21 protein-coding genes are annotated in these 24,476 nt (G+C 64.2%); 12 read left to right on the top strand and 9 right to left on the bottom strand.

Going from position 1 to position 24,476, the window contains the following annotated elements; translation table 11 throughout:
• Nucleotides 1-95 precede the first annotated feature (95 nt).
• Genes HUI96_RS15180 through HUI96_RS15170 form a run of 3 tightly spaced genes read right to left on the bottom strand, consistent with a single transcriptional unit; the run spans nt 96 to nt 2,745 of the window.
• On the bottom strand, nt 96-1,424 hold the full coding sequence (locus HUI96_RS15180; RefSeq protein ID WP_188255499.1) for a TRAP transporter large permease: 1,329 nt from the start codon (nt 1,422-1,424) through the stop codon (nt 96-98).
• The gene (locus tag HUI96_RS15175; protein WP_188255498.1) at nt 1,421-1,933 is read right to left on the bottom strand and encodes a TRAP transporter small permease subunit; all 513 of its coding nucleotides are present in this window, start codon (nt 1,931-1,933) and stop codon (nt 1,421-1,423) included. The genes HUI96_RS15180 and HUI96_RS15175 overlap by 4 nt, the downstream gene beginning before the upstream one ends.
• 11 nt (nt 1,934-1,944) lie before the next feature.
• The gene (locus HUI96_RS15170; protein WP_188255497.1) at nt 1,945-2,745 is read right to left on the bottom strand and encodes an N-formylglutamate amidohydrolase; all 801 of its coding nucleotides are present in this window, start codon (nt 2,743-2,745) and stop codon (nt 1,945-1,947) included.
• Nucleotides 2,746-2,874: 129 nt separating this feature from the next.
• On the opposite strand from HUI96_RS15170, the gene HUI96_RS15165 reads away from it, so the two are divergent.
• The 5 genes from HUI96_RS15165 to HUI96_RS15145 all read left to right on the top strand — a co-directional run bounded on the left by HUI96_RS15165 (nt 2,875) and on the right by HUI96_RS15145 (nt 9,681).
• The gene (locus HUI96_RS15165) at nt 2,875-3,702 is read left to right on the top strand and encodes a MurR/RpiR family transcriptional regulator (RefSeq protein ID WP_188255496.1); all 828 of its coding nucleotides are present in this window, start codon (nt 2,875-2,877) and stop codon (nt 3,700-3,702) included.
• Nucleotides 3,703-3,875: 173 nt separating this feature from the next.
• Entirely contained in the window at nt 3,876-5,060 is a 1,185-nt protein-coding gene (locus HUI96_RS15160) for an efflux RND transporter periplasmic adaptor subunit (RefSeq protein WP_188255495.1), read from the top strand.
• 12 nt (nt 5,061-5,072) lie between these two features.
• Nucleotides 5,073-8,201 (top strand): efflux RND transporter permease subunit, encoded by a 3,129-nt coding sequence (locus tag HUI96_RS15155; protein WP_188255494.1) that lies wholly within the window; start codon nt 5,073-5,075, stop codon nt 8,199-8,201.
• A gap of 334 nt (nt 8,202-8,535) precedes the next feature.
• Nucleotides 8,536-9,012 carry a MaoC family dehydratase gene (locus tag HUI96_RS15150; protein ID WP_337918381.1) on the top strand — a complete coding sequence of 159 codons (477 nt, stop codon included), beginning with the start codon at nt 8,536-8,538 and terminating at the stop codon, nt 9,010-9,012.
• A gap of 138 nt (nt 9,013-9,150) precedes the next feature.
• Nucleotides 9,151-9,681, top strand: a complete 531-nt coding sequence (locus HUI96_RS15145; protein ID WP_188255492.1) for an Hsp20/alpha crystallin family protein — start codon at nt 9,151-9,153, stop codon at nt 9,679-9,681.
• A 148-nt stretch (nt 9,682-9,829) separates the two neighbouring features.
• Here HUI96_RS15145 and HUI96_RS15140 read toward each other — a convergent pair whose 3' ends face one another.
• A complete protein-coding gene (locus HUI96_RS15140) occupies nt 9,830-10,666 on the bottom strand; it encodes a universal stress protein (RefSeq protein WP_188255491.1) in 837 nt (278 codons plus the stop codon).
• Between the two features lie 150 nt (nt 10,667-10,816).
• Here HUI96_RS15140 and HUI96_RS15135 point away from each other — a divergent pair, with 150 nt between their 5' ends.
• On the top strand, nt 10,817-11,221 hold the full coding sequence (locus HUI96_RS15135; RefSeq protein ID WP_188255490.1) for a c-type cytochrome: 405 nt from the start codon (nt 10,817-10,819) through the stop codon (nt 11,219-11,221).
• Nucleotides 11,222-11,251: 30 nt separating this feature from the next.
• Here HUI96_RS15135 and HUI96_RS15130 read toward each other — a convergent pair whose 3' ends face one another.
• Nucleotides 11,252-13,942, bottom strand: coding sequence for a bifunctional acetate--CoA ligase family protein/GNAT family N-acetyltransferase (locus HUI96_RS15130; RefSeq protein ID WP_188255489.1), 2,691 nt, complete (start codon nt 13,940-13,942; stop codon nt 11,252-11,254).
• A 418-nt stretch (nt 13,943-14,360) separates the two neighbouring features.
• Here HUI96_RS15130 and trxC point away from each other — a divergent pair, with 418 nt between their 5' ends.
• Nucleotides 14,361-14,807: a thioredoxin TrxC gene (gene trxC, locus HUI96_RS15125; RefSeq protein WP_188255488.1), complete on the top strand. Its 447-nt coding sequence runs from the start codon at nt 14,361-14,363 to the stop codon at nt 14,805-14,807.
• Nucleotides 14,808-14,919: 112 nt separating this feature from the next.
• A complete protein-coding gene (locus tag HUI96_RS15120) occupies nt 14,920-15,309 on the top strand; it encodes a hypothetical protein (protein WP_188255487.1) in 390 nt (129 codons plus the stop codon).
• 23 nt (nt 15,310-15,332) lie between these two features.
• Here the strand turns inward: HUI96_RS15120 and HUI96_RS15115 are convergent, their stop codons facing one another.
• Nucleotides 15,333-16,316 (bottom strand): zinc-dependent alcohol dehydrogenase family protein, encoded by a 984-nt coding sequence (locus tag HUI96_RS15115; RefSeq protein WP_188255486.1) that lies wholly within the window; start codon nt 16,314-16,316, stop codon nt 15,333-15,335.
• Nucleotides 16,317-16,629: 313 nt separating this feature from the next.
• On the opposite strand from HUI96_RS15115, the gene HUI96_RS15110 reads away from it, so the two are divergent.
• The 4 genes from HUI96_RS15110 to HUI96_RS15095 all read left to right on the top strand — a co-directional run bounded on the left by HUI96_RS15110 (nt 16,630) and on the right by HUI96_RS15095 (nt 19,975).
• Nucleotides 16,630-18,156 carry a PAS domain-containing sensor histidine kinase gene (locus HUI96_RS15110; RefSeq protein ID WP_188255485.1) on the top strand — a complete coding sequence of 509 codons (1,527 nt, stop codon included), beginning with the start codon at nt 16,630-16,632 and terminating at the stop codon, nt 18,154-18,156.
• Entirely contained in the window at nt 18,143-18,760 is a 618-nt protein-coding gene (fixJ, locus tag HUI96_RS15105) for a response regulator FixJ (protein WP_210320179.1), read from the top strand. Before HUI96_RS15110 ends, fixJ begins: the two co-directional genes overlap by 14 nt.
• 130 nt (nt 18,761-18,890) lie before the next feature.
• Nucleotides 18,891-19,241 (top strand): hypothetical protein, encoded by a 351-nt coding sequence (locus tag HUI96_RS15100; protein WP_188255484.1) that lies wholly within the window; start codon nt 18,891-18,893, stop codon nt 19,239-19,241.
• 110 nt (nt 19,242-19,351) lie between these two features.
• Nucleotides 19,352-19,975: a helix-turn-helix domain-containing protein gene (locus HUI96_RS15095; RefSeq protein WP_188255575.1), complete on the top strand. Its 624-nt coding sequence runs from the start codon at nt 19,352-19,354 to the stop codon at nt 19,973-19,975.
• Between the two features lie 113 nt (nt 19,976-20,088).
• Here HUI96_RS15095 and HUI96_RS15090 read toward each other — a convergent pair whose 3' ends face one another.
• Genes HUI96_RS15090 through HUI96_RS15080 form a run of 3 tightly spaced genes read right to left on the bottom strand, consistent with a single transcriptional unit; the run spans nt 20,089 to nt 24,202 of the window.
• A complete protein-coding gene (locus HUI96_RS15090; protein ID WP_188255483.1) occupies nt 20,089-20,871 on the bottom strand; it encodes a carnitinyl-CoA dehydratase in 783 nt (260 codons plus the stop codon).
• A gap of 1 nt (nt 20,872) precedes the next feature.
• Nucleotides 20,873-23,035 carry an acetate--CoA ligase family protein gene (locus tag HUI96_RS15085; protein WP_188255482.1) on the bottom strand — a complete coding sequence of 721 codons (2,163 nt, stop codon included), beginning with the start codon at nt 23,033-23,035 and terminating at the stop codon, nt 20,873-20,875.
• A gap of 3 nt (nt 23,036-23,038) precedes the next feature.
• Nucleotides 23,039-24,202, bottom strand: coding sequence for an acyl-CoA dehydrogenase family protein (locus HUI96_RS15080; RefSeq protein WP_188255481.1), 1,164 nt, complete (start codon nt 24,200-24,202; stop codon nt 23,039-23,041).
• Between the last annotated feature and the right edge of the window lie 274 nt (nt 24,203-24,476).

Genomic DNA, 24,476 nt, shown 5'->3' with positions numbered 1-24,476 from the left:
TTTCCTTGCAGCAGGTCGAGAACGTTCAGCGACCTGTCAGCCGCCTCTCGATTTTTCCCCATGCTCCATGGACCCTCCCCAGGTTCGACCTCGTTTTATCTCTTTCCGGAATAGACGTCGGGCAGCCACATCGCGATGTCCGGAAAGATCATGATGATGATCATGCTGAACACCATCAGGAAGAAGAACGGGATGATCGACTTGTAGATGTCGACGATGGTGATTTCCGGCGGCGCCATGGCCCGCATCAGGAAGAGGTTGTAGCCGAACGGCGGCACGATGTAGGCGATCTGGCAGGTGATCGTGTAGAGGATGCCGAACCAGATGAGATCGAAGCCGAGGACCTTGACCAGCGGAATATAGAGCGGCGCGACGATGACCAGCATGGCGGTGTCGTCGAGGAACATGCCGAGGATGATGAAGGAAAGCAGCATCATCGACAGAACGCCCCAGGGGCTGAGTTCCCAGGTGTTCAGGAGCAGGCTCTCGATGGCCTTGATGGCGCCCAGGCCATCGTAGACGGCGCTGAAGCACAGTGCGCCGAGAATGATCCACAGGAACATCGCCGAGACGGCCAAGGTGTTGCGCGTCGTCGTCTCCAGCACCTGGTGATTGAGGCGACCTGTCGCCCACGCGGCGAGAAGTGCCAGCAGCGCGGCCACCATCGAGGTCTCGACAAGGCTGGTGGTTCCCGACAGGAACAGCGTCATGATGATCGCGAAGAGGCCGAACGGCAGCAGGCCTTCGCGCAGCAGAACCAGCTTTTCACGCGTGGTGATGCTGGCCCGCTCCTCCGGCGGCAAGGCAGGCCCGAGTTCGGGTTGCAGCCGGCAGCGTATGTAGATGTAGGCGGTGAAGATGATCGCCATCAGGATGAAGGGCCCGATGCCGGCCAGCCACAATTGAAGAACCGGCTGGCGCGCAATCATGGCGTAGAGGATGAGCACCACGCTGGGCGGGCCCATGATGCCGAGCGACGATCCGCCCTGGATGACGCCGGTGATCATCACCTTGTCATAGCCGCGCCGCAACAATTCGGGCAGCGCGACGGTCGCGCCGATCGCCATGCCGGCGACGGAAAGGCCATTGACCATCGAGATGATGATCATCAGGCCCATCGTTCCTATCGCCAGTCCGCCGCGAACGGAGCCGAACCAGACATGGAACATCCGGTAGAGATTCTTGGCAATGCCGGATTCGGAAAGCATGTAGCCCATGAAGACGAAGAAGGGCACGGTGATCAGCGGATACCAGTTGAGGACCTGGAAGGCCGCGTTGAAGGGAAGCTCGAACGATCCCTTGCCCCAAAGCATGAGCGCGGCGGCGGACCCGACCGCACCGATGACCCCGTAGACCCGCTGGCCGGTGGCCATCAGGAGCAGCATCGAGGCGAACATGAAGAGCGTGATGAATTCGGAACTCATGCGATCGGCTTTCCGCGCGCTTCAGCGACATCCTTGAAGAACTGGGCGATCGTCTGGAGCAGCATCAGGAAGATGCCCAGCGTCATGATGACCTTGATCGGCCAGAGCACCGGAGCCCATGCGGTGTAGTTCTTCTGACTGTAGGTGATCGAATATTCCGTCGAGGAGATGCCGCCCCAGAACAGCACGACGAGATAGAAAATAACGAAGACGATCGTGAAGGAATCGGTGATGGCCCGCGTCTTCGGCTTCATCATCCCGTAGAAGAGATCCATGCGCACATGCGCGTCGAGCTGCATGGAGTAGGCGCCGCCGAGCAGATAGTAGGCCGACAGCATGAACTGGGACATCTCCATCACCCAGTTCACCGGCACCCCGAAAAGGACGCGCGACAGCGTCGAGTAGAGCAGGATCGCGCCCATCACGAAGATGAGGTACATGGCGAACCGGCCGATGCGGCGATTGATGGCGTCGACGGTCCTTACAAAGGTCTGAATCGCTGTCGGCAAACGTTCACCTCTCAATGAACGGAGGAGTGACGGAAGCAGCCCGCGGGATCGCCTCCGGAAGGTTTCAACTGCGAAAGTATCCCCGCCAGCAGCCCTGCCCAGCGATACTGCCCTGCCGTATCTGCGATCCGATCATTGCGTAGTTCCACCATCGCACAGGGGAGGTCGCCGGGGTGCGCGTGCGTGGCGATGGTGTGGTAGACGCGATCGGCCGGAGAATACGGTTCGTTCACCCCGACTGTAATGCCTGATAGCCGCCGCAGCGCTTCGACCATTGGCCGGGCCAGCCGCTCGTCTTCATCGTGGATGATCCCGATGTCCCACGGACGCTTCACACCCTTGTACACCGGCGTGAAGGAATGAATGGAGACAAGACAGGTCTCCTGCCCGGTAGATTCGCGCTGGCTCAGAAGCTCATCGATGGCGCTGTGGAAGGGCTCATAGGCAAGGGCGATGCGGCGCTCGCGCTCCCATTTGGTAATGTAAAGGTTGCCGGGTATCACCGTCGTCTCGCTGATCTCCGGGATCAGGTCCGGCGCGTTGAGAGGGCGGTTGCAGTCGATGACGAGCCGTGAGATGCGTGACGCGATCAGTGGAGCGTCCAGCAGCGCCGAGAGCTCCAGACAAACTGGCAGAGCTCCCGGATCCCAGGCGATGTGACGAGCGAACTCAGCCGAATCCAGCCCGAGCCCACCGAATTCCCGCGGCAGGAAATTCGAGGCATGGTCGCAGACCAGCACGACGCAGCCGCGTCCGTCGCGATTCACGACGTCCACCGCCTCGTCTGCTGTAAGATCCTCCCGCGCTCCCATTCGTCCTCCCCCGGCGCGTATCGAACGTTACTTTGACAGTTCCATTCCGCTCCGATGGATGATTTGATACGTCCGCAAAGGGTTTGTCAAACGGGAAACGGCTTGCCCGGACGAAGCGCAGGAGGGTTCATGGGGGCGAGCGTTGCGGAACTGATCACCGAGCGCTTCGAGGCCATGCCGCCTGGCGAGCGCCGCGCTGCCCAGATACTGATCGCCAACTATCCATTGACGGGCCTGAAGACCGTCGCCGATTTCTCGCAGCAGGCAGGCGTCAGTTCGCCGACGATCCTGCGCTTCGTGTCGCGGCTTGGGTTCCAGAACTATCCCGAGTTCCAGGCCGCGCTGCAGGACGAGCTTGCCGAGCAACTGCAATCTCCCGCCTCACGCGCAGACGCTCCGCTGATGCCCGATGCCGACGGCACCTCGTCTGTCATAGCCGCCACTCTGGCCAATATCGGGGAGACGTTCCGGCACATTCCGCCAAAGCAGATCGAAGACATCGTTGCCTTGATGACCGATCGCCGTGCGAGCATCTACCTGATCGGCGGCCGCTTCACGGATCCGCTTGCCCGCTACACGGCGGCCCACCTCACGATCGTGCGGCCGGGCGTCTTCCACCTCGCCGGCCAGGAAAGCAACTGGCGCGATCGGCTGATCGACATGAGCAAGCGCGACGTGCTGATCGTCTTCGATATCAGGCGATATCAGGACAGTCTTCTGCGCTTCGCCGAGAAGGCGCACCAGCGCGGGGTGAAAATCGTGCTGATCACCGACCAGTGGCTGTCCCCGATCTCGCGCTTCGCCAAGCACGTGATTACCGGACGCACCGGAGTGCCTTCGCCGTGGGATTCATCGGCGGCGCTGATGGTGGTTGCCGAGACACTGATCAGCGAGGTCACGCGCGCGCTCGACGCTGATGGTGCCAAACGCATTCGCGACATGGAGGACCTGCGCTGAATCCAGCCAGCCGGGCCAGCATGGCGCCTATTGAATCCTAACAATAATTTTAGGTGCGCTGCCGCCCGCAAAACGACATAAGGATCGGGGACAAGTGAGGGACGGCTTACTCGTCGCGCCTAATGTCGGCGGCTGTTGGGGCCCGCCACGCCTGCGGAATGCTTGGAGTACTGATGGCTGCCTGGAAGCAACTGGCAATCGCGATCCTTCTGCTTGCAGCGGCCGGGTTTGCCTGGATCCGCTACTACCCCGGTGCTCCGCAGATCGCCTCGCAATGGGGGCTGGACTGGGCGGTTCAACTGGCCGGTGCCCCCGAACAGCCGTCGGGCGATGCCGGCGGCGACAGGCGCGAGGGCGGACGGCAGGGTTCCCGCCAGCCGGCCACCGTCGTCACTGCGCCGGTCGTCAACGCGACGATAAACGACAGGCTTTCCGCGATCGGCACCGGCCGCGCCAATGCTTCGGTCTCGGTGAAGCCGTATACGTCTGGCCGGCTCGTCGAGACGCTGGTCGAGCCGGGGTCGCGGGTCGCCCGCGGGGACGTACTGGCGCGGCTGGATTCGGACGCCGAGCAGATCGCCGTGGACCGCTCGAGGATCGCGCTCGACGATGCGAAGGCCCGCGTGGAGCGCGTCAAGTCCCTGCGCTCGTCCAATGCCGCCACGGCCGTCCAGGTCACCGAGGCCGAACTCGCGGTCGAGAACGCCCGCCTGGCGCTGCGCGATGCCGAGCTTTCCCTGGAGCGGCGGGCCATCGCAGCACCGATAGCCGGCGTCGTCGGCATATTTCCGGTCGAGGCCGGCAATCACGTTACCGCCGATACGCAGATCGCGGTGATCGATGACCGCTCCTCCATCTTGGTCGATTTCTGGGTCCCCGAGCGCTATGCCAGCCTCGTGCAGGTTGGTGCGCCGCTCACCGCCAGCTTGATCGCCCGCCCCGGCGAGGTCGTGGAGGGCCTGATCGCGGCGATCGACAACCGCCTGGACGAGAAGAGCCGCACGCTCCTGGTGCGCGCCCGCATCCCCAATGCGGACGACATCTTGCGCGCCGGCATGTCCTTCCAGGTCTCGATGCGCTTCCCGGGCGACGTCTATCCGTCGGTCAATCCGCTCGCGATCCAATGGGGCAGCGATGGCGCCTTCGTCTGGGCGGTGCGCAGCGGCTTGGCCGAACGGGTGCCGGTGCGCGTGATCCAGCGCAATACCGAGAACGTCCTCGTGGCGGGCGAGCTTCGTGAGGGCGACGATGTCGTGACCGAAGGCATCCACCTCGTCCGGCAGGGCGCGGAACTGCTGGTAGCAGGAGCCCAACCGCAGCCCACCCCGCCGAATGCCGGCCCCCGCAGCGGCTCGTAAAAGGGGGCGCCGATGTCCGATATGCAAGGTGAAGGCGGCGGCAGGGGGCTCACCGCGCTGTTCGTGCGGCGCCCGGTGCTCGCCTTCGTACTCAACACGCTGATCGGTGTCGCAGGGCTCGCCGCCTTCTACGGCGTCGAAATCCGCGAGTTGCCCGATGTCGACCGACCGGTCATCACCATCAATGCGGATTTCCGGGGCGCTTCCGGTGAGACGATCGACCGCGAGGTGACTGCGGTGATCGAGGGCGCCGTGGCCCGTGTCTCGGGCGTGAAATCGATCTCGTCTACCTCCTCTTATGGCCGCAGCCGCGTCACCATGGAGTTCAACGACGGCGTCAACCTCGACGTTGCCGCGTCGGACGCGCGCGACGCGGTGAGCCGCGCCCAGAATCAGCTGCCCGATGACATGGACGCTCCGAGGATCGTCAAGGCCGACGCAAACGCCGATGCCGTGATGCGACTGGCGGTCACCTCCGATTCCATGTCGGTGGAGGACATGACCATACTGGTCGAGGACGAGATCGCGGATGTCCTTGCCGCAGTCCCCGGCGTTGCCGACGTGCAGATCTATGGCGACCGCGAAAAGATCTTCCGCGTCGACATCAACCAGGCCAAGGTCGCCAGCTACGGACTTAGCCTCGTCGATATACGCGATGCGCTCGCCTCGGTCGCGTTCGACACGCCGGCCGGCTCGCTCACCACCAGCAATCAGGACCTCATCGTCAGGGCGACCGCCAGCGTGACCACGCCGGAGGCCTTCGAGAACATCGTGATCGCCGACCGTGTGAGGCTCGGCGACGTTGCCACCGTGACGCTCGGCGGCGACCCGAACACGACCTCGCTCCGCTCCGACGGCAAGACCGGCATCGGCCTCGGCATCGTCCGCCAGGCGCAATCGAACACGCTCGACATCTCCGAAGGCGTGCGCGCGGCCGCCGCAGAGATCCAGAAGAACCTGCCGCAAGGCATGACGATCCGCGTCAACAGCGACGATGCCACCTTCGTCCAAGGCGCCATCCATGAGGTGGAGATCGCGCTGGTCCTTGCCGTGACCATCGTGCTCCTGATCATCTATCTTTTCCTGCTCGACTGGCGCGCCACCATCATCCCCGGGCTGGCCATGCCGGTAGCCTTGGTCGGCACCATCGCCGCGATCTATCTCGCCGGCTTCTCGGTCAACATCCTGACGCTGCTTGCGCTGGTGCTGGCGACCGGCCTCGTCGTCGACGACGCCATCGTTGTGCTCGAGAACATCGTGCGCCGGCGCAACGAGGGCATGGGTCCCCGTGCGGCAGCGGTGCTGGGCACCGAGGAGGTTTTCTTCGCAGTCATCGCGACCACCGCGACCTTGGCCGCCGTGTTCGTCCCGCTCTCCTTTCTACCCGGACAGACCGGCGGGCTTTTCCGCGAGTTCGGCTTCGTGCTCGCCATGGCGGTACTGCTGTCCGCGGTCGTGGCGCTCTCGCTCTGCCCGATGCTTGCCTCGCGCATCCTGAAGGAAACCGGCGGGCATGAGCATCGCCGCGGCCCGGTGGCCGCCCTGGGAGGCGGGCTGGCGTCTCTCTATCGGCGATGCCTGCACGCCTGCCTCAACGCACCGCTGATCGTTGTCCTCGTTTCGGTCCTGTTCGCCGCCTCGGCCTTTGGCGCCTTCGGCCTGATCCGACAGGAACTGACGCCCCAGGAGGACCGCTCGCTCGCCCTGCTGCGCGTGACCGCGCCGCAAGGCGTGAGCCTCGACTACACGACCCAGCAGATGCGGCGCATCGAGGAGTTGATCCAGCCGTTGCGCGATTCCGGCGAGGTGGTCAGCACTTTCGCCAATGTCGGCCAGGGCGGCTCGACCAACAGCGGCTTCATGGTGATGGCGCTGGCACCCTGGGATGAGCGCACGCGCAGCCAACAGGAGATCGTCGCCGACATCAACCGGATCGTGCAGCAGGTGCCGGGCGTGCGAGCCTTTTCCATTTCGCCGAACAGCCTTGGCATCCGCGGCGCGGGCAGCGGCCTGCAGTTCGCAGTGGTCGGCAACAGCTACTCCGAGTTGAACCAAGTCGCCGCGAAAATCGTGTCCGAACTGGAGAAGGACCCGCGTTTCGATCAGCCGCGGCTCTCGACCGATGCGACCCAGCCGCAGCTGACCGTGGAGATCGACCGTGAGCGGGCGTCCGACCTCGGCATCAACATCGCCGGCCTTTCCGATACGATGCAGGCGATGCTCGACGGCCGCGAGGTGGCGGAGGTCTTCATCGAGGACCGCAGCTATCCGGTGAAGCTCATTTCCACGAGCAATCCGGTCAACGACCCGACCGATCTCGAGAACATCTTCGTGCGCGCATCCGATGGGCGCTACGTTCCGATGTCCACCTTCGCCACGCTGACCGAGCGCGCCGTGCCGCCGTCGCTGCAGCGCGAGCAGCAGTTGCGGGCCGTGGCGATCACGGCGGGCCTGAAGCCGGGCTTCGCCCTGGGCGAAGCCTTGCAGACGGCCGAGCGGATCGCCGCTCCGCTGCTGCCGAACGGCAGCCGCATAATCCCGCTCGCCGAGGCGGCCACGCTGGGCGAGAGCTCCAGCGGCATGTTGGCCGTCTTCGGCTTCGCCCTGGTAATCATCCTGCTCGTGCTTGCCGCGCAGTTCGAGAGCTTCATCAGCGCCATCATCATCATGGCGACGGTGCCGCTGGGGCTGGCCTGTGCGGTCTACGCCATGCTGATGACCGGAACGTCGCTCAACGCTTACAGCCAGATCGGGCTGGTGCTGCTGGTCGGGGTGATGGCGAAGAACGGCATCCTCATCGTCGAGTTCGCCAATCAGTTGCGTGACCGCGGCCTGGGCGTACGCGAGGCGATCGAGCAGGCGTCGCTCATCCGCCTCAGGCCGGTGATGATGACGATGATCTGCACCGTGCTCGGCGGCCTGCCGCTGGTGCTAGCCAGCGGCGCCGGCGCGGAGGCACGCATTGCGCTGGGCTGGGTGATCGTCGGAGGCCTCGGCCTTGCCACCGTGTCGACGCTGTTCCTGACCCCGGTCGCCTATCTGCTGCTCGGCCGCTTCGTGACGCCCAAGGCGCATGAAGAGGCGCGACTGAAGCGCGAACTCCAGGAGGCCGCCTATACGGGGGTCGAGCCGGCCGAGTAGCCCGCGCTTCCTTTTCGTTGACCTTGTACTTTCCCGCGCGTCTTGAGTATTGGTGCGTCCTTCGAGGCTCGCCCGCATCGGTACGTTCGAATCTCGAGCGCCGTGCGGGCTCGCACCTCAGGATGAGGACCGCCCTGCCTGCATCCCCGACAGGCGATGCACAACGCTGGAGCAACACCGATGCAGCGGCTTCGGCGACCAGCGCTGCAGCCGCAACGGTCCTCATCCTGAGGTGCGACCCTGAGCGCGAGCCACGAAAAGTGGCGAGCAGTCGATGGGGAGCCTCGAAGGACGCACGAACAAAGCTGCGGCAAGCAAGGAAGAGAACGACAGAGTGAACACCATCACCCTGGAACAAGCAGAGGCCGGCATCGGCCAGGAGGTGGTCTCGCCCTGGCGCGAGGTGACGCAGGCGATGATCGACCAGTTCGCCGACGCCACCGACGACCACCAGTTCATCCACTGCGACCCGGAGCGTGCGGCGCGCGAGACGAATTTCGGCGGCACCATCGCCCACGGTTTCCTGACGCTATCGCTGCTCTCAGCCACGGCGTTCGAGACCGTGCCGCGCCTCGAGGGCTCGGATATCGGCATCAATCAGGGTTTTGAGACGCTGCGCTTCGTGGCGCCGGTGAAGACGGGCTCGCGCATCCGCGCACGCTTCGTCCTGGCGAAGCTGAAGTCGCGGCCTTCGGGCTGGGTCGAGATCGCCCACGACGTCACGATCGAGATCGAGGGCTCGCCCAAGCCCGCGCTCACCGCACGGTGGCTGACCCTCGCCTTTGTCAAGCCGGCGGCGGCACGCGGCTAAGCCTCCAGCATCAACTCCCGCCAAATCTCAACAGGCTTGGCAGTCTCGGAGTTGATCCGGGTCAATGCGGCGCTTTGCCGAGGGGATTTCATGCCTCCGAGCGGTGCAACGACCCCCCAAAAACAAAGGAGGAATCCCATGGCCGAGAAAGAGAAAATGCCGGTCGCCCAGCAGAGGGGGGCCGCTCCGGCGCGTAGGGATGATTGGATGCCGTTCGACAGCTTGCAGCGAGAGATCGAACGGCTGTTCGACGATTTCCGCCCCTTCGGCTGGAGGCTTCCGTCCACCCGCTCCATGTTCGATCCCGACAGGTCTGGGCGCCAGTCAGCTTGGCGGCTAGCGCCGGCATTCGACGTGGTAGAGAAGGGTGACTGCTACGAGATCACCGCCGAACTGCCCGGAATCGACGAGAAGGACATTCAGGTCAAAGTCTCCAACCATATGATGACCATCAAGGGGGAGAAGAAGGAGCAAAAGGAGGAGGGTGAAGGGGACTATCACCTCTCCGAGCGCCGCTTCGGATCGTTCCAGCGCTCCTTTCAACTGCCCGAGAACATCGATGCTGAAAAGATCGAGGCGACCTTCTCCAAGGGCATACTGCAGGTGAAAGTGCCGAAGACGCCGGAAGCCCAGCACGCCGAGAAGCAGATCTCGATCAAGGCGGCCTGAAGCTGCCCGCCGCCGGCAGCGGCGCAGCAGTGCTCGGCAGCGCACTGTCGGCCAGTAGGAGATGCAGCGAGAAGGCAGGGAGCGGCAATCGCAGACCCCCGTGCGGTGATCGGCCCGGCAGGCCAAGCCAGTGCCGGGCCGCAAGCTTTCAACGCGCCATGAAGATCGGCAGGGTCGGATTTTCGATCATCGACCGGGTCACGCCGCCGAAAATGCGCTCACGCAGCCGCGAATGTCCGTAGGCTCCCATGACGATCATCTCGGCGGCCGTGTCCGTGGCGTGCCGCCGCAGCACGTCCGCAACCGAATTGCCCTCCCGCGGCAGGCGATCCACGGTGACCTTCACGCCATGCCTGGCGAGATAAGCCGCCAGATCCGCACCGGGCTCCTCGCCGTGCGTGTCCTCGCCCTGCCCCGGATCGACGAGCGCGACGCGCACCTCTTGCGCGCCTCTCAGCATATCGAGCGCTTCGCGGACCGCGCGGGACGCCTCGATCCGTCCGTCCCAGCCGATCAGGACGCGCTTGGGAGAGAGCGTCGGCTCGATGCCTGCCGGGATGAGCAGCAGCGGCTTGCCCGAACCAAACAGCGCGCCTTCGATCACCTTGTCCTTCAGCGTGCCCGATAAGAGAGTGTTGGGACCCGCCAGTGTGAGGTCGGCGTAGCGGGCCCGCCGCCCAACTGACTCGTCGGCCCAGGCGAGTTCCACATACTCGTCGGCAACGTCTCCCGAGACGGCGCTGGCGGCGATGAAACTGGTCACTTCGCTGACGCGATCGCTAACGCGATGCATTTCCGCCTGACGCTCCTGCAACCAGGCATCCGAGACCACTGCCGCATACTCGCCTATTGGCGGCGGCGCGGCCATGCCTACCACCAGTACGGAAAGGTGCGCGCCCGTCTGCTGGCAAAGCCGCGCAGCAAGCTCGAGGTCGCCGCGTTCATTCCCGACACCAGCAACTGTAAGGATGGTTCTGATCGTCATGAAAGTCCTCCCTTTGCCTTCCCAACAACCTCTAGAACATTGCTCGGCCCGTGAGTTGCGCTGGATCAAATAGAGCCGATGCCGTTGATCGGAGTCAAAGGGCCTTGATCCGAGGCGGCCTAGTCTCGGCTCGAAATGGCGAGGCGCTGCATGCAGACCAGCTTCATCGTCGCGACGTTCTGGGTGGTGGCCCTGATCGTTCCGGGCCATGCCAAGGACTTGGGTCATGGCGAGTCCGAATTCGTCAACTCCTGCGCCCCATGCCACGGCATGAAGGGACAGGGAGACGGCCCGATGGCCAAGGAACTGAAGAGAGCTCCGGCCGACCTGACCAGGCTGGCGCAGAGGAATGGCGGCCGTTTCCCCTATTCGCGGGTCTTCGCGACAATCGACGGCCGCTATATCGTCCCCGGACATGGCAGCCGGGAGATGCCGGTCTGGGGCCGCAAGTTCCTGCCGGCGGACCAGGCGCTCTATGGAGAGGCAGGCGGCCAGGTCGTCACCGAGGAGCGCATCCATGAACTCACGGGCTATGTCCAGAGCCTGCAGCGCTAGGAACTTGAGGACCCGTTGTTTCCTTGGGAATCATGCATCCGGCTGGATCACCAGGGTCGCCAGCGACAGGCCCAGTTCGGTGGGGTGCCTGGAGATGGCGAACCCGAACGCCTCGGCCATCGAGAGCATTTTGTAGTTCTCGCTGAGGATGAGCCCTTCGACGCGCTTCACGCCTTCGGCCTTGGCCCAGTCCACGATCTTCTTCAACAGCGCCCAGCCAAGTCCCCTGCCCTGAAGGTCGGTGCGCACCAGCACTGCGTACTCGCCCAAAGTTCGGTCCGGATCGCAGGACAGCCTGCTGACACCCGCCAGTTCGCCGCTGTCCCGGTCGAGCGCGACAAAGGCGATCTCCCGGTCGTAGTCGAGCTGGGTCAGGCGCTTCATCCCTAAATCCGGAAAACTCTTTCGCGGCGACAGGAAACGCAGTCGGATGTCGTTCGGCGACACCTTGGCAAGGAAATCCGGATAAAGCTCGACGTCGGCTGGCTTGATCGGGCGGATCCGGTAGCGGTGGTCACCGGCATCCAGTTCCGCCTCCCACCCTGCGGGATACGGCCGGATGGCCAAGGCCGGGTTCGGCCCTTCCTGCTCGACCCGGGCCGGATCGATCTCGATGCGGGCGTCAAGCGCGATGACGCCTTCCGCGTCGGCGAGCAGCGGGTTGACGTCCATCGCCATGACGCACGGGAAATCCACCACCATCTGGGAAAGCCCGTTGAGCGCCGCCTCGATAGCCCTGCAATCCGCCGGCGGCCGGTCGCGGAAGCCGGCGAGCAGGCGTCCGACGCGGGTTCGCTCGATGAGATCCCCGGCGAGCACGTTGTCCAGCGGCGGCAGCGCAATCGCCGTATCGTCCACGACCTCGACGGCAATCCCGCCCGCGCCGAACAGGATCACCGGCCCAAAGATCGGGTCCCGGCTCATGCCAAGGATGAGTTCCTGCGCCTGTCCCCGCTCGACCATGGGCTGCACGGCATAGCCTTCGAGATCAGCCCCGGGCACGTGCTCCCGAACGCGGCGCTCGATTTCGACTGCGGCGCGTTCCGCTTCGGCCGCGCTGCCCAGATTGAGGATCACCCCGCCGATGTCCGACTTGTGCGAGACCGCCTTCGAGAGCAGCTTCGCGACGACCTTGCGGGACGTCTTGAGCAACTGCTCGGCGGCCAGTCCGGCCTCCTGCGGCGAGCGCGCGATGATCGTCCGCGGCACAGGGATGCCATAGGCCTGGATCGCCGCCTTGGCTTCCGGCTCGGTCAGCATGCGGCGGCCCTCTTTCGCCACCTGCCGGAATATTTCGAGCACCGCAGCCGGGTCGCTCGCCACATCCTCGCTGCGGCTCGACGGCACACGCGTCAGCGCGGTTTGCGCTTTCGCCCAGTCGCTCAGGTAGGAGAGGGCAACGACCGCAGCGGATGGCGTCTCGAAGCTGACGACGCCGGCATCCTGGAGGATCCGGCGGCCCTCCGTCGCGGTGTGGTTGCCCAGCCAGCAGGTCAGGACCGGCTTGCTGCCGATCCGGCCGTCCTTCGTGAGCGCCGCAACAGCCGCAGCGGCCTCGGCTGGCGAGCCGAGTGCGGTGGGGCAGTTGAGCATCAGTACCGCATCCACCGCCGGATCGGCAGCCACCGCCTTGACCGCTTCCACGTAGCGATCAGGGGGCGCATCGCCGATGATGTCCACCGGGTTCGCGCCGGACCAGGCTGGCGGCAACACAGCGTCGAGCCGGGCGATGGTGTCGGGCGCGAGTTCAGCCAACTCGCCTCGGCTATCCTCGAGTTGGTCGACAGCGAGCACACCGGCGCCGCCGCCATTGGTGACGATCCCCAGGCGGGCGCGTTCGAGCGGGCGGAAGCGGGCGGTAATCTCGACCGCGTCGAACAATTCGCCGAGGCCGGTCACGCGCAGGATGCCCGCCCTGTGCAAGGCAGCATCGACGACGCGATCCGCACCTGCCAGTGCGCCGGTGTGGGTGGCAGCGGCCTTGGCTGCGGCTGCATGCCGGCCGGCCTTGACGACCACGACCGGCTTCAGGCGCGAAGCGGCGCGCGCGGCCGACATGAACTTGCGCGGGTTCGAGATGGTCTCGAGGTAGAGTATGATGGCTTTCGTCGTCGCGTCGCCGGCCAGCAGGTCCAGCCAGTCGCCGACGTCGACATCGGCCATGTCGCCGAGCGAGACGATATGGGAGAACCCGACATTGTTGTCGGCAGCCCAATCGATCAGCGAGGTCGCGATCGCGCCCGACTGCGAGAGCAGCGCGATGTTGCCCGGCTGCGGCGCCATATGCGCGAAGCTGGCGTTCAGCCTGATCGGCGGGATCATGAGGCCGAGCGTATTCGGCCCGATGATGCGGAAGAGGTTGGGCCGCGCGGCGTCCAGCATGGCCTGGCGCAAGCCGTTTTTCTGCGTGAGCCCGGCTGTGATGACCACCGCCGCGCGCGTGCCCTTCGCGGCGAGTTCGGCGACGATGCCAGGGACAGTTTTCGGCGGGGTGACGATCACTGCGAGATCGGGCGGCTCGGGCAAGGCCGACGCCGAGCTGTAGCAGGGGAACCCGGCGACCTCGCGGTACTTCGGATTGACGGGCCAGACCTGCCCCTCGAAGCCGGCTTCCACGATGTTCTTGACCACCACCCGGCCAACGGAGCCTTCGCGTTTCGATGCACCGAAGACCGCCACCGAAGTGGGCCGGACAGCCCGTTCGAGATTCCTGATCGTCAAGGCCGAACACCTCCAGTTCGAGCGATCCTCGGCAGCCGACGGCTCGCCAGCATTGCGCTATGTCAAAGTCCCTCTCTCGGCTGGCGACAGGTGGATGCCCGAACGACCGCTCGAACCCGCCGCCCAGGCGACAACCTCAGACCAGATGGTCCGTTCCATCAGCGACAACTTCAGCAGGACAAAGGTCCTTCGGGCGGTTCTTGTGCCAGGGCTGATAATGCAATCCCGCGTACCCGCCAGACAAGTGCTTTCCTTCGACGTGCGGCTGGCATGCGGCCAATGGCACCTCCGCCTCCGCGCTCTACTTTCAGGAGGTGAATCGACGTCGCCTTCGTTCCAACGGTCTCGCAGCGCCTTCGACTGATCGTAAAGGCCTCTAGGCGCCGACAGACCGGGTCGAGAGACACTGGAGAGCAGCATGAGCGAGTATTTGGTCGTTTGCAGCAGTTGTGGAGGGGTGAACAGGCTTCCGGGCGATCGCCGCGCAACGGATGCCAAGTGCGGCAAGTGCGGCAGCAAGCTTTTCTCGGGGCACCCCCACAATATCGACGGCTCAGTCTTCGATCGCCACATCAACCGCACCACCTTGCCCGTCCTCGTCGATGTGTGGGCTCCCTGGTGCGGACCCTGCCTGGCCATGGCGCCGGCCTACGAGGCGGCCGCCCAGCAGCTCGAGCCGGAGGTGGTGCTGCTCAAGCTCAACTCCGACGACGAGGAGGAGGTCTCCGCGCGCCTCGGCATACGCAGCATCCCAACGATGATTTTGTTCCAGGGCGGGCAGGAGATCGCCCGCATGTCGGGCGCCATGCCCGCCGGCCAGATCGTGAAGTGGGTGCGCGAGCGCCTTGCTCCCGCCGCAGCATGAGGACGATGTCGAGCGTATCTTTATGCTGGTTGTCCAGAGATTGAACAAAGTTGGGGGGCGGAGGCTTTCAGGGGCGAGAGCAATCTCCTCGTGATCCAGGGAAGGAATGGAAATGATCGAAGCCAAGGACCTCACCCCGAATTTCCGTCAGGTGCGCCTGCATCTTGCGCGCGAGGAGGGACATCCCGAAGGCGACCTGGACTCCGGCTATGACCTGCTGGTGCCGCTGCATCCCGACGGCCGGCTCAATGCCGAACAGTGGGAGGAGCATGAAGCCCAGTGCCGGGTGCGCCGCTTCAGAAAAGGTGAGGAGGACCGCATCGGCGTGCTGCGCCGTCGGCCGGACGGCCCCTGGTATTTCGACTATGACAAGGAGGATGAGGCAGACGACGAGATCGGCTTCCGCTTCGAGGCGGAGCGGTTCGTTCTTGGCGAGTATGTCTCCGTCTCAAGCGGTGGTGAGGAGCACACTTTTCGCGTCGCCCGCGTAGAGAGGCCTTGAGCCCTCGGCAGACCCGCGGATTGTCAGGGAACGAGAACCGCCGCGCCATTCAACCGGCCTGCGCGAAGATCCGCGACCGCCGCATTCGCCTCGGCGAGCGGATATCTGGTCGTAACGGTCTTCACGTCAGCCGCTTGCGCCAGCGGGAAGAACTCCTCGGCATCTCGTCGCGTGAGATTGGCCACCGAGACCAGTTCCCGCTCCTCCCAGAGGATCTCATACGGCATTGCGGGGATATCGCTCATGTGGATGCCGCCGCAAACCACCGTGCCGCCCTTGCGTACCGCTCGAAGCGCCGCAGGCACCAGTTCGCCGACCGGGGCGAAGATGATCGCCGCATCCAGCGGCATTGGCGGCGATTCATCCGAGTCGCCGACCCACGCGGCGCCGAGCTCTTTTGCGAAACGCTGTCCTGACTGATCGCCTGGCCGCGTGAACGCAAAGACCTCCCGCCCTTGCCACACGCAAATCTGCACGAGGATGTGTGCGGCCGCGCCAAAGCCGTAGAAGCCGATCGGTTTCGCGTCACCCGTCTTCTTCAGCGACCGCCAGCCGATTAATCCAGCGCAGAGAAGTGGCGCCTGGGCGGCAGCATCGGCTCCAGCGTCGAGGTCAAAGGCGAAGCCGGCGTCGACAACGGCATGGGTCGCAAAGCCGCCATCGCGCGTGTAGCCGGTGAACTCTGGCCGGTCGCAAAGATTTTCGGAGCGGCGTAGGCAGTAGGGGCATTGGCCGCAGGTGTGGCCGAGCCAGCCGACGCCGACCCGGCACCCGAGACGTGCCCGGTCGACCCCTGGCCCAACCTCGTCCACCAAGCCGACGATCTCGTGTCCCGGAATTATCGGCAGCCTCGGGTGCGGCAGGTCCCCATCGATGACGTGCAGATCGGTGCGGCAGATCGCGCAGGCCTCGACCTTGATGCGCATCTCGCCCGAGCCGGGAACAGGATCCATCCGGTCCACGGGCCTCAGGGGCTCTCGGAGGCTGTCCAGCATCATCGCCTGCATGCGCGCTTCTCCGCCACAGCGCCAGACTACCACATGCCCGAAGCTAATTCTTTCGAGAAGCGCGACGAGATTGCTGGCCAGCCAGCACTGCGTTGGTGCCCGGTCCGGCATCAATGGCGCGGATTTGCTCCCGTGCAATCGACAGCCCGAATACTTCGGTCCGATCCGCCACAACTTTTGCCTGGCGCTTGAACTACAATCCAGAATTGAACGCGATTTTGCTCAACTTCACTACAAACACCCAAACGGCGGTTGTCCGAAGCATCCAAACTGTTAGATTTGGTCCTAAGGGCAGCCTGGCTAAGTTGAGATCATGACAGTGCCCGTCACAACGGTAGCGAGGAAGGACATATTCGGCAGGCTGCTGGATATCGTTTTCTCGCCCCATTACAAGGGATCAGCGGGCTACCTTCTGGCCGCTGCAGCCGTTGTGACCGCTTTCCTGCTAAGGCTGCTCCTCCACGGGGTCCTCGGAGATCACGCGATCTTCGTCCTCTTCGTGCCTGCCGTCCTCATTGCGTCCATCTCTGGCGGCCTCGGGCCAGGGATTGCGGCTATGACGCTGGCGCTGCCTGGTGTCCTTTACCTCCGAGGCCTACGCATCGAGACATCGGGCAACTGGCTTGAGCTCGTGGTTTTCCTCGTCGTCAGCGGCACCGTGATCGTTCTTGGGGAGCTCTTGCATCGCGCCTGGCTCGTCATCACCAAGACCAAGGAGGTGCTCGATGAGCGCGAGGCTCATCTAAAGTCGATTTTGGACACCGTCCTGGACGCCACCATCGTCATCGATCAGGACGGCACCGTCGTTTCGTTCAACGCCGCCGCGGTGCGCCAGTTTGGCTATACTGAGCAGGAGGTCGTCGGACGCAATATCAAGATCCTGATGCCGGAACCCTACAGGAGCGAGCACGACGGCTACATAAGGCGATACCTGCAAACCGGGGAAAAGCGCATCATCGGTCTCGACCGTGTCGTGGTGGGCCGTCGCAAGGATGGCTCCACCTTCCCACTGAAGCTGGCGGTGGGCGAGATCCGGACAGGCGAGCGCAGGCACTTCACCGGCTTTGTACGCGATCTGACGGACCGCGAGGAATCCGCTGCACGATTGCAGGAGGCCCAGAGCGAACTTGCCCGGCTCGCCCGTCTCAACGAACTTGGCGAGATGGCTTCCACATTGGCCCATGAGCTCAATCAGCCGTTGGCCACGATCGCCAACTATTCCCAAGGATGCAACAGGGTGCTCCGAGACATGCCCGAGGCGTTCTCCGTCCGCCTCCGGGAGGCGCTCGGTGAGATCGCCAAGCAGTCGTTGCGAGCCGGAGACATCATTCGCCATCTGCGGGAATTCGTCACCCATGGCGAGACGGAGAAGAATGCGGAGGACATCCGCAAGCTGGTGAAGGAGGCAGGTGCGCTCGCCCTGGTAGGCTCAAGGGAGCGGGGTGTCCGATCGAAATTCGAGTTTCAACCGGGAGCCGATCTCGTCTTCGTCGACGGGGTTCAGATCCAGCAGGTACTTATCAATTTGATTCGCAACGCCATGGAGGCGATGCGGCACAGCGATACGCGGATGCTGACAGTGCGCACCGAGCCCTATGGGATCGGGAAGGTGGCGGTCGAAGTTTCGGACACCGGTCCGGGCGTCCCGGACGAGATTCTCGCTCGACTCTTCCAGCCCTTCGTCACAACCAAGGCGGGAGGCATGGGGATCGGGCTTTCCATTTCGAAGCGCATTGTCGAGGCGCATGGCGGTGAAATGGACGTGCTACGAAATGAACTTGGCGGTGCCACGTTCCGGTTCACCCTACCCGTTTACGAGGACCTCCATGGAGATCGGTGAGTACATCGTCCACGTGGTCGATGACGAGGAACCCGTCCGTAAGTCGATCGCGTTCCTGCTTTCGACCTGCGGGTTCCCAGTGCGGATGCATGATTCCGCCACTGCCTTCCTGGATATGGCGCGCAATATCCGAAACGGCTGCTTGGTCACGGACCTAAGAATGGCGGACATGAGCGGGGTCGAACTCCTCCAGAAACTGCGCGCGTTGCCGGTCAGGATTCCCGCCATCGTAATCACCGGCCATGGCGACGTACCGATGGCAGTGGAGGCGATGAAGGCGGGCGCGGTCGACTTCATCGAGAAGCCGTTCGAAGACAAGGTGCTGATCGAGGCGGTCGAACGAGCCGCGGAGGAACTCTCCAAAGGCGTTTCCGGTCATGATGTGGCGGGCATCAAAGCCCGGCTTGAGCTTCTGACGGAGCGGGAGCGCGAGATTCTTACCAGCGTGGTCGCCGGGCTGCCCAATAAGACGATCGCCTATGATCTTGATATCAGCCCGCGTACGGTCGAGGTCCATCGCGCCAATGTAATGGCAAAGATGGACGCCAGAAGCCTTCCCGAACTTGTTCGCATGACGATTGCAGCGGGGTATACGGAAAAATAGGTGCGAAGCGACTGTTTTGATTTACCTCAAAGCGAATTGTTGCCGCTGCGGCTATTCCACAGCCTGACCCGCAATTCCATCTCGGGTTGCTTTTTGGAGCGCCGCGACATTGGAGTGCAAGCAAACAGTCTTGGTAGTCGTACCAGACGCTTCCCTCCGGGACTCGACGGCTTTTGCACTCGAGGCGGAAGGATACGCGGTGATAGCGGTCCCCTGGCTGAAGAGCCTGGAGGATCTGCCCGGGTGGGCCACGATTTCCGGCGCCGTGGTTGACGACAAGGCACTGGGTTTCTATGAGGGTGACTGGATGGCCTTCCCCATTCCCGCCATCGCCCTGATGATCGACGGGTTTAACCCGAGGGCCCGCTGGCCCGATCATGGAGCTGTGATCCTAAAGCCGCTGCTTGGGCGCTCGCTCGTTGAAGTGGTGGAGGACCGAATTTCCGCAATCACACCGACCCCACTGCCTTCCCCTACGTAGTATCCCGTAAGGGAAGAACCGAATATTTCGGTGCCACATAATGCGCGATTGGTCTCCTTAGAGATCAAGGGAGACAATCGCCCATGACGTCGCCTTCCACAAAGCAGGCAATGGCTGCCTCCGGGAAGCTGCATCCGAATCCGTTTTCTGGCCTGGGACCTGACGGAACTGCCCAGCCCGCATGCTTCTACCCCGCCGGAGCCGAGATCTATGGGCAGGGCGAAAAGGTCGACGGGATCTACCAGGTCGAGTTCGGTTGCGTCCGCGTCTATCGGCTGCTTTCTGACGGACGCCGGCAAATCTCCGCCTTCCATATGGGCGGCGAGGTCTTCGGCTTCGAAGTCGACGGTACGCACCACTTCTTCGCCGAGGCGGTCAGCGCGACGGGCGTCCGCGTGATCAAGTTGACCGCCGTCGGGGATGCCTCACAAGCGATACTGCCGCTCGTTCTGCAAGGGCTGGTCAGGGCGCAGGAGCATCTGCTCGTGCTCGGCCGCCAGAACGCGGTCGAGCGCGTTGCGGCGTTCCTCATGGACATGGCCGAGCGCCAGGGAGGCCTGGAAGTGTTCGATCTGCCGATGTCGCGCTCGGACATAGCCGACTATCTCGGCCTGACGATCGAGACGGTTTCGCGCGTATTCTCCAAGCTGAAGCAGAAGGGTGTCATCCGCCTGCCAAGCCTGCGCAGCGTCGAAATCAAAAAGTGGCAGGCCCTTCAGGGCATGAGTGAGTAAGCCGCCCTACCCCGCCTTTTCTTCCGGAGACTTCGCCGCAACTTCGGCCAATGCCTTGGAACGGCGAAGCTCCTGATATCACTTCGACTCGGCGCCCAAGTCCGAGCCTGAACTCAGCGCCCCTTCCAGACCGGATCGCGTTTTTCTGCAAAAGCGCGAAAACCTTCCAGGTTGTCCTCGGACGCGTAGAGCTCGTCCACGGTGCGGAACTTGCGCTTGGTGATCCAGTTCATGGCGTCCTGGAACTCCATCGCCTCGGCCCTGCGGGCGACTTCCTTGATGGAGGCGAAGACCAGCGGCGGACCGCCGGCGAGCAGCCGTGCGATTTCCCACACCCGATCCTCCAGTTTGTCGGCAGGGAGCACCTCGTTGACCAGGCCCCAGCGATGCGCCTCCTGCACGTCCATCCAGCGGCCGGTGAGCAGAAGGTCCATGGCGACGTGATAGGGAATGCGCTTCGGCAGCTTGATGGTGGCCGCGTCGGCCAGCGTACCGGCCTTGATCTCCGGCAGTGCGAAGGAGGAATGCTCGGAGGCGTAGATCAGGTCGCAGGACAGCGCCAGTTCGAAGCCGCCGCCGACGGCCATGCCGTTGATGCAGGCGATGACCGGCTTGTTGAGGTCGCGCAACTCCTGCAAGCCGGCAAAGCCGCCGACCCCATAGTCGCCGTCGACAGCGTCGCCATTAGCCGCGGCCTTGAGGTCCCAGCCGGCCGAGAAGAATTTTTCGCCCGCCGTCCTCACGATTGCGACCCGCAGTTCGGGGTCGTCGCGGAAGGACTGGAAGGTGAGCCCCATCAGCCGCGAGGTCGCGAGGTCGATGGCGTTGGCCTTCGGCCGGTCGAGCGTCACTTCGAGGATGGCGCCCTCGCGGCGCGTCTTGATCACATCCGACATATCAATCTCCAAGAATCAGCAGCGCGTCTGCGATCCAGGCGCCCTTGCCCTCGGCGCAGACGATCAGCGGGTTGATGTCCATCTCCTCGATCAGGCCGGCGCGCTCCCGCACGAAGTCGGAGATCGCGAGGATCGCGTCCACCGCAGCAGCGACGTCCGCCTTGGCCCGGCCACGATAGCCGTCGAGCAGCGGAAACATCTTCAGGCCGCGCAGCGCCGCCTCGATTTCCGCACGCGATGCCGGCAGCAGGAGCGTGGCGCTGTCCTTTAGGAGTTCCACGAGAACGCCGCCAGTGCCGACCGTCATGACCGGGCCGAACAGCGGATCGCGCGTGATGCCGACAATGAGCTCGGCAACACCGCCCTGCACCATCCGCTCGACATAGAGGCCGGTGCCGAGCGGCAGCAGCGCCTCCGCCGCGATCCTTACCTCTTCGGCGGATTTCAAATTGAGTTTCACCGCGCCGAGTTCGCTCTTGTGGGCGACGCCGAGCGCCTTCAGCGCGACCGGAAATCCGAGCTTCTCGGCGGCCGAAACGGCTTCATCGACGCATGATGCCCGCGTGCCCTGCGGCACCACAAGGCCGGCGGAGCGCAGCATCGCCTTGGCTTCGGCCTCGTCGGGGTTAGCGCTGTTACCCTCCCCCTTGAAGGGAGGGTGGCCAGCCGGAGGCTGGCCGGGAGGGGTCGTTGCGGAAGTGCTCGGCCCAGGTGTGGCGCCAGCGGCGGCGACCCCCTCCGCCCGCTTCGCGGGCACCTCCCCCTCAAGGGGGGAGGACAAGCCCCACGCCTCACCCACAAACGCCGCAGCTTCGGCCGCGTCGAACGTCTCGACGATGCCGCAGAGCGGCACGATGCCACGTCGCAACAGCTCTTCCGCATGGCCTTCGGGGATGTTCTCGCCCATGGAGGCGACGATCGCCCCCTTGGCACCGTTCGTCTTCAGAGCGGTCTCGTAGGCGTTCACCGTCGGCCACCAGTCCACGTCCGAGCAGCGCTCCGAGTGCGGGAAATCCAGCACCAGCAGGTTGAGATCGAAGCCGCCCGAGACCATCGCGGAGAAGGTCGCGGTTAGCGCATCCTGGTTGCCCCAGATGTAGGTGTTGTAGTCGAGTGGGTTGGCGACAGCCACCAAAGGTCCGAGTGTCTCCTGCACGCGTGCCTTGTGGGCCTTGCTCATCGCCGGGAAGCGGACGCTCCTGCCCTCGGCGCTGTCGGCCATTACCGATGCCTCGCCTCCGGAGCAACTCATGGAAGAAAGCGTGTTGCCGGACAGCGGACCCACGGCGTGAAAGAGTTTTAGCGTCTCAAGAAAGGACGAGATGCTGTCGACCCGGGGGATCCCCAGCCGCTTCAGGAAGGCGCGCGACGCCGTGTCGGAGCCGGCAAGCGAAGCCGTGTGCGAGACGGTCGCGGCGCGCGCTTGCTCGGAGCGGCCGACTTTCATCGCCACGATCGGCTTGTTCAACTCGCGCGCCCGCGCCGTAAGGCGCTCGAAGCCCGCGACGGAATCAAAACCCTCGATGTGGAGACCGAGCGCCGAGACGCGCTCGTCCTCGATGAGGCCAAGCGCCATCTCCGACAGGCCGGTCTGGGCCTGGTTGCCGGCCGTCATGACGTAGGAGATCGGCAGTCCGCGCTTCTGCATCGTCATGTTGATGGCGATGTTTGAGGACTGGGTCAGGATCGCCACGCCCCGGCTGCCTTCGGCCAGTCGGACGCCGCCATGCTGATCGGGCCAAAGCAGCGCGCCGTCGGCATAGTTGATCAGGCCGTAGCAGTTCGGGCCGATGATCGGCATCGGGCCGGCCGCGTCGACCAGGTCGTCCTGCAGCCGCGAGCCGTCCGGGTCGTAGTGAGCCGTCTCGCGGAATCCGGCGGCGAAGCAGATCGCACCGCCCGCGCCACGCTCGCGCAACTCGCGAACGATATCGACGGTGAGGTTGCGGTTGACGCCGATGAAGGTCGCGTCCGGCGCCTCGGGAAGATCGGCCACCGAGCGGAAGGCTTTTACGCCCGCCACGTCGTCCTTGGTGGGATGGACAGGCCAGATCGAGCCGGCAAAACCCATCTTGAGGCTTTGCTTGATCACGTTCGGCGCGAAGAACCCGCCGCCGATGATGGCGATCGATTTCGGGCGCAGCAGGCGGTCGAGGCGGGTCATTGATCAGGCACCGAGACGACGCAGCAGAGCCCTGCTGATGATGTGGCGCTGGATCTCGGAAGTACCTTCCCAGATCCGCTCGACGCGGGCGTCGCGCCAGATGCGCTCAAGCGGCAGGTCGTCCATGAGACCCATGCCGCCGTGGATCTGGATCGCCTCGTCGGCGATGAAGGCAAGCACTTCTGTCGCCTTCAGCTTTGCCATCGCCATGTCCTCGTCGGTGACCGTGCCGGCATCGTATTTCCAGCCGGCCTCGAAGGTCATCAGGTTGGCCGCCTTCATCTCGGTCGCCATGTCGGCGAGCTTGAACGACACGCCCTGGAATTTTCCGATCTGCTGCCCGAACTGCTGGCGTTCGGCCGCATAGGAGATGGCATGGCCCAGCGCCCGCTCGGCCCGCCCCAGGCAGGTGGCGGCCACCTGCAGGCGCGTCGCGCCCAGCCAGGAATTGGCGACCTCGAAACCCTTGTGGACCTCGCCGAGCACCTGGCTGGCGGGCAGGCGGCAGTCGTCGAATTCCAGGATCGAGTTGGTGTAGCCGCGATGCGAGACGTTGCGGTAGCCTTCGCGGACGGTAAAACCCTTTGTGCCCTTGTCGACGAAGAAGGCGGTGATCTTCTTGCGCTTGCCGCGCGGGCTGTCTTCCTCGCCGGAGGCCATGAAGACGATGGCGAAACCGGCGATGTCGGCATGGCTGATGAAATGCTTGGTGCCGTTCAGCACCCAGTCCGAGCCGTCCTGGCGGGCGGTCGCCTTCATGCCCCGAAGGTCGGAACCGGCCCCTGGCTCGGTCATTGCCAGGCAGTCCCAGGTCTCGCCGCGGATGCAGGGATAGAGATATTTTTCCTTCTGCTCGTCCGTTCCGGCGAGCAGGATGTTCGACGGCCGCGCCACACAGGTCCAGTGGAGTGCGTAGTTCGCCTTGCCGAGCTCCTTCTCGTAGAGCAGCCAGGACAGCGTATCGAGCCCGGCGCCGCCGACCTCGGCCGGCATGTTGGCGGCGTAGAGCCCGGCCGCCATCGCCTTCTTCTGCAACTCCTTGATCAGTTCCATCGGCAGATGGCCCGTGCGCTCCACCTCGCGCTCATGCGGGTAGAGCTCGTTCTCGACGAAGGCGCGCGTCGTATCGACGATGAGCTGCTGTTCTTCGGTCAGGCCGAAATTCATGGCTGCACCTCCAGAGTGCCGGGGATCGGGTGCGTCCTTCGAGGCTCGCCCGCCGAGATCCTTGTCCAAACTTGCCTACGTATTGCGGGCTCGCACCTCAGGATGAGGACCGGCGTGCCGGCAGTGCAAATCGCCAGCGTTGGGCGATTTGTGAAGGCTGTCACGTCGAGCGTCCACTTTGACGATTTGTCCTGCAGCCTCGCCGGTCCTCATCCTGAGGTGCGAGCCCGCAGAGCGTCTCCGATGAGGTCACCCGCGTCCTGCGTGCGCGCCT

This window comes from Pseudaminobacter soli (ex Zhang et al. 2022), from assembly GCF_014595955.1.
Lineage (GTDB): Bacteria > Pseudomonadota > Alphaproteobacteria > Rhizobiales > Rhizobiaceae > Kumtagia > Kumtagia pseudosoli.
The sequence above is the reverse complement of the archived record's forward strand: the minus strand, read 5'-3'. Positions and strand labels throughout refer to the sequence as shown.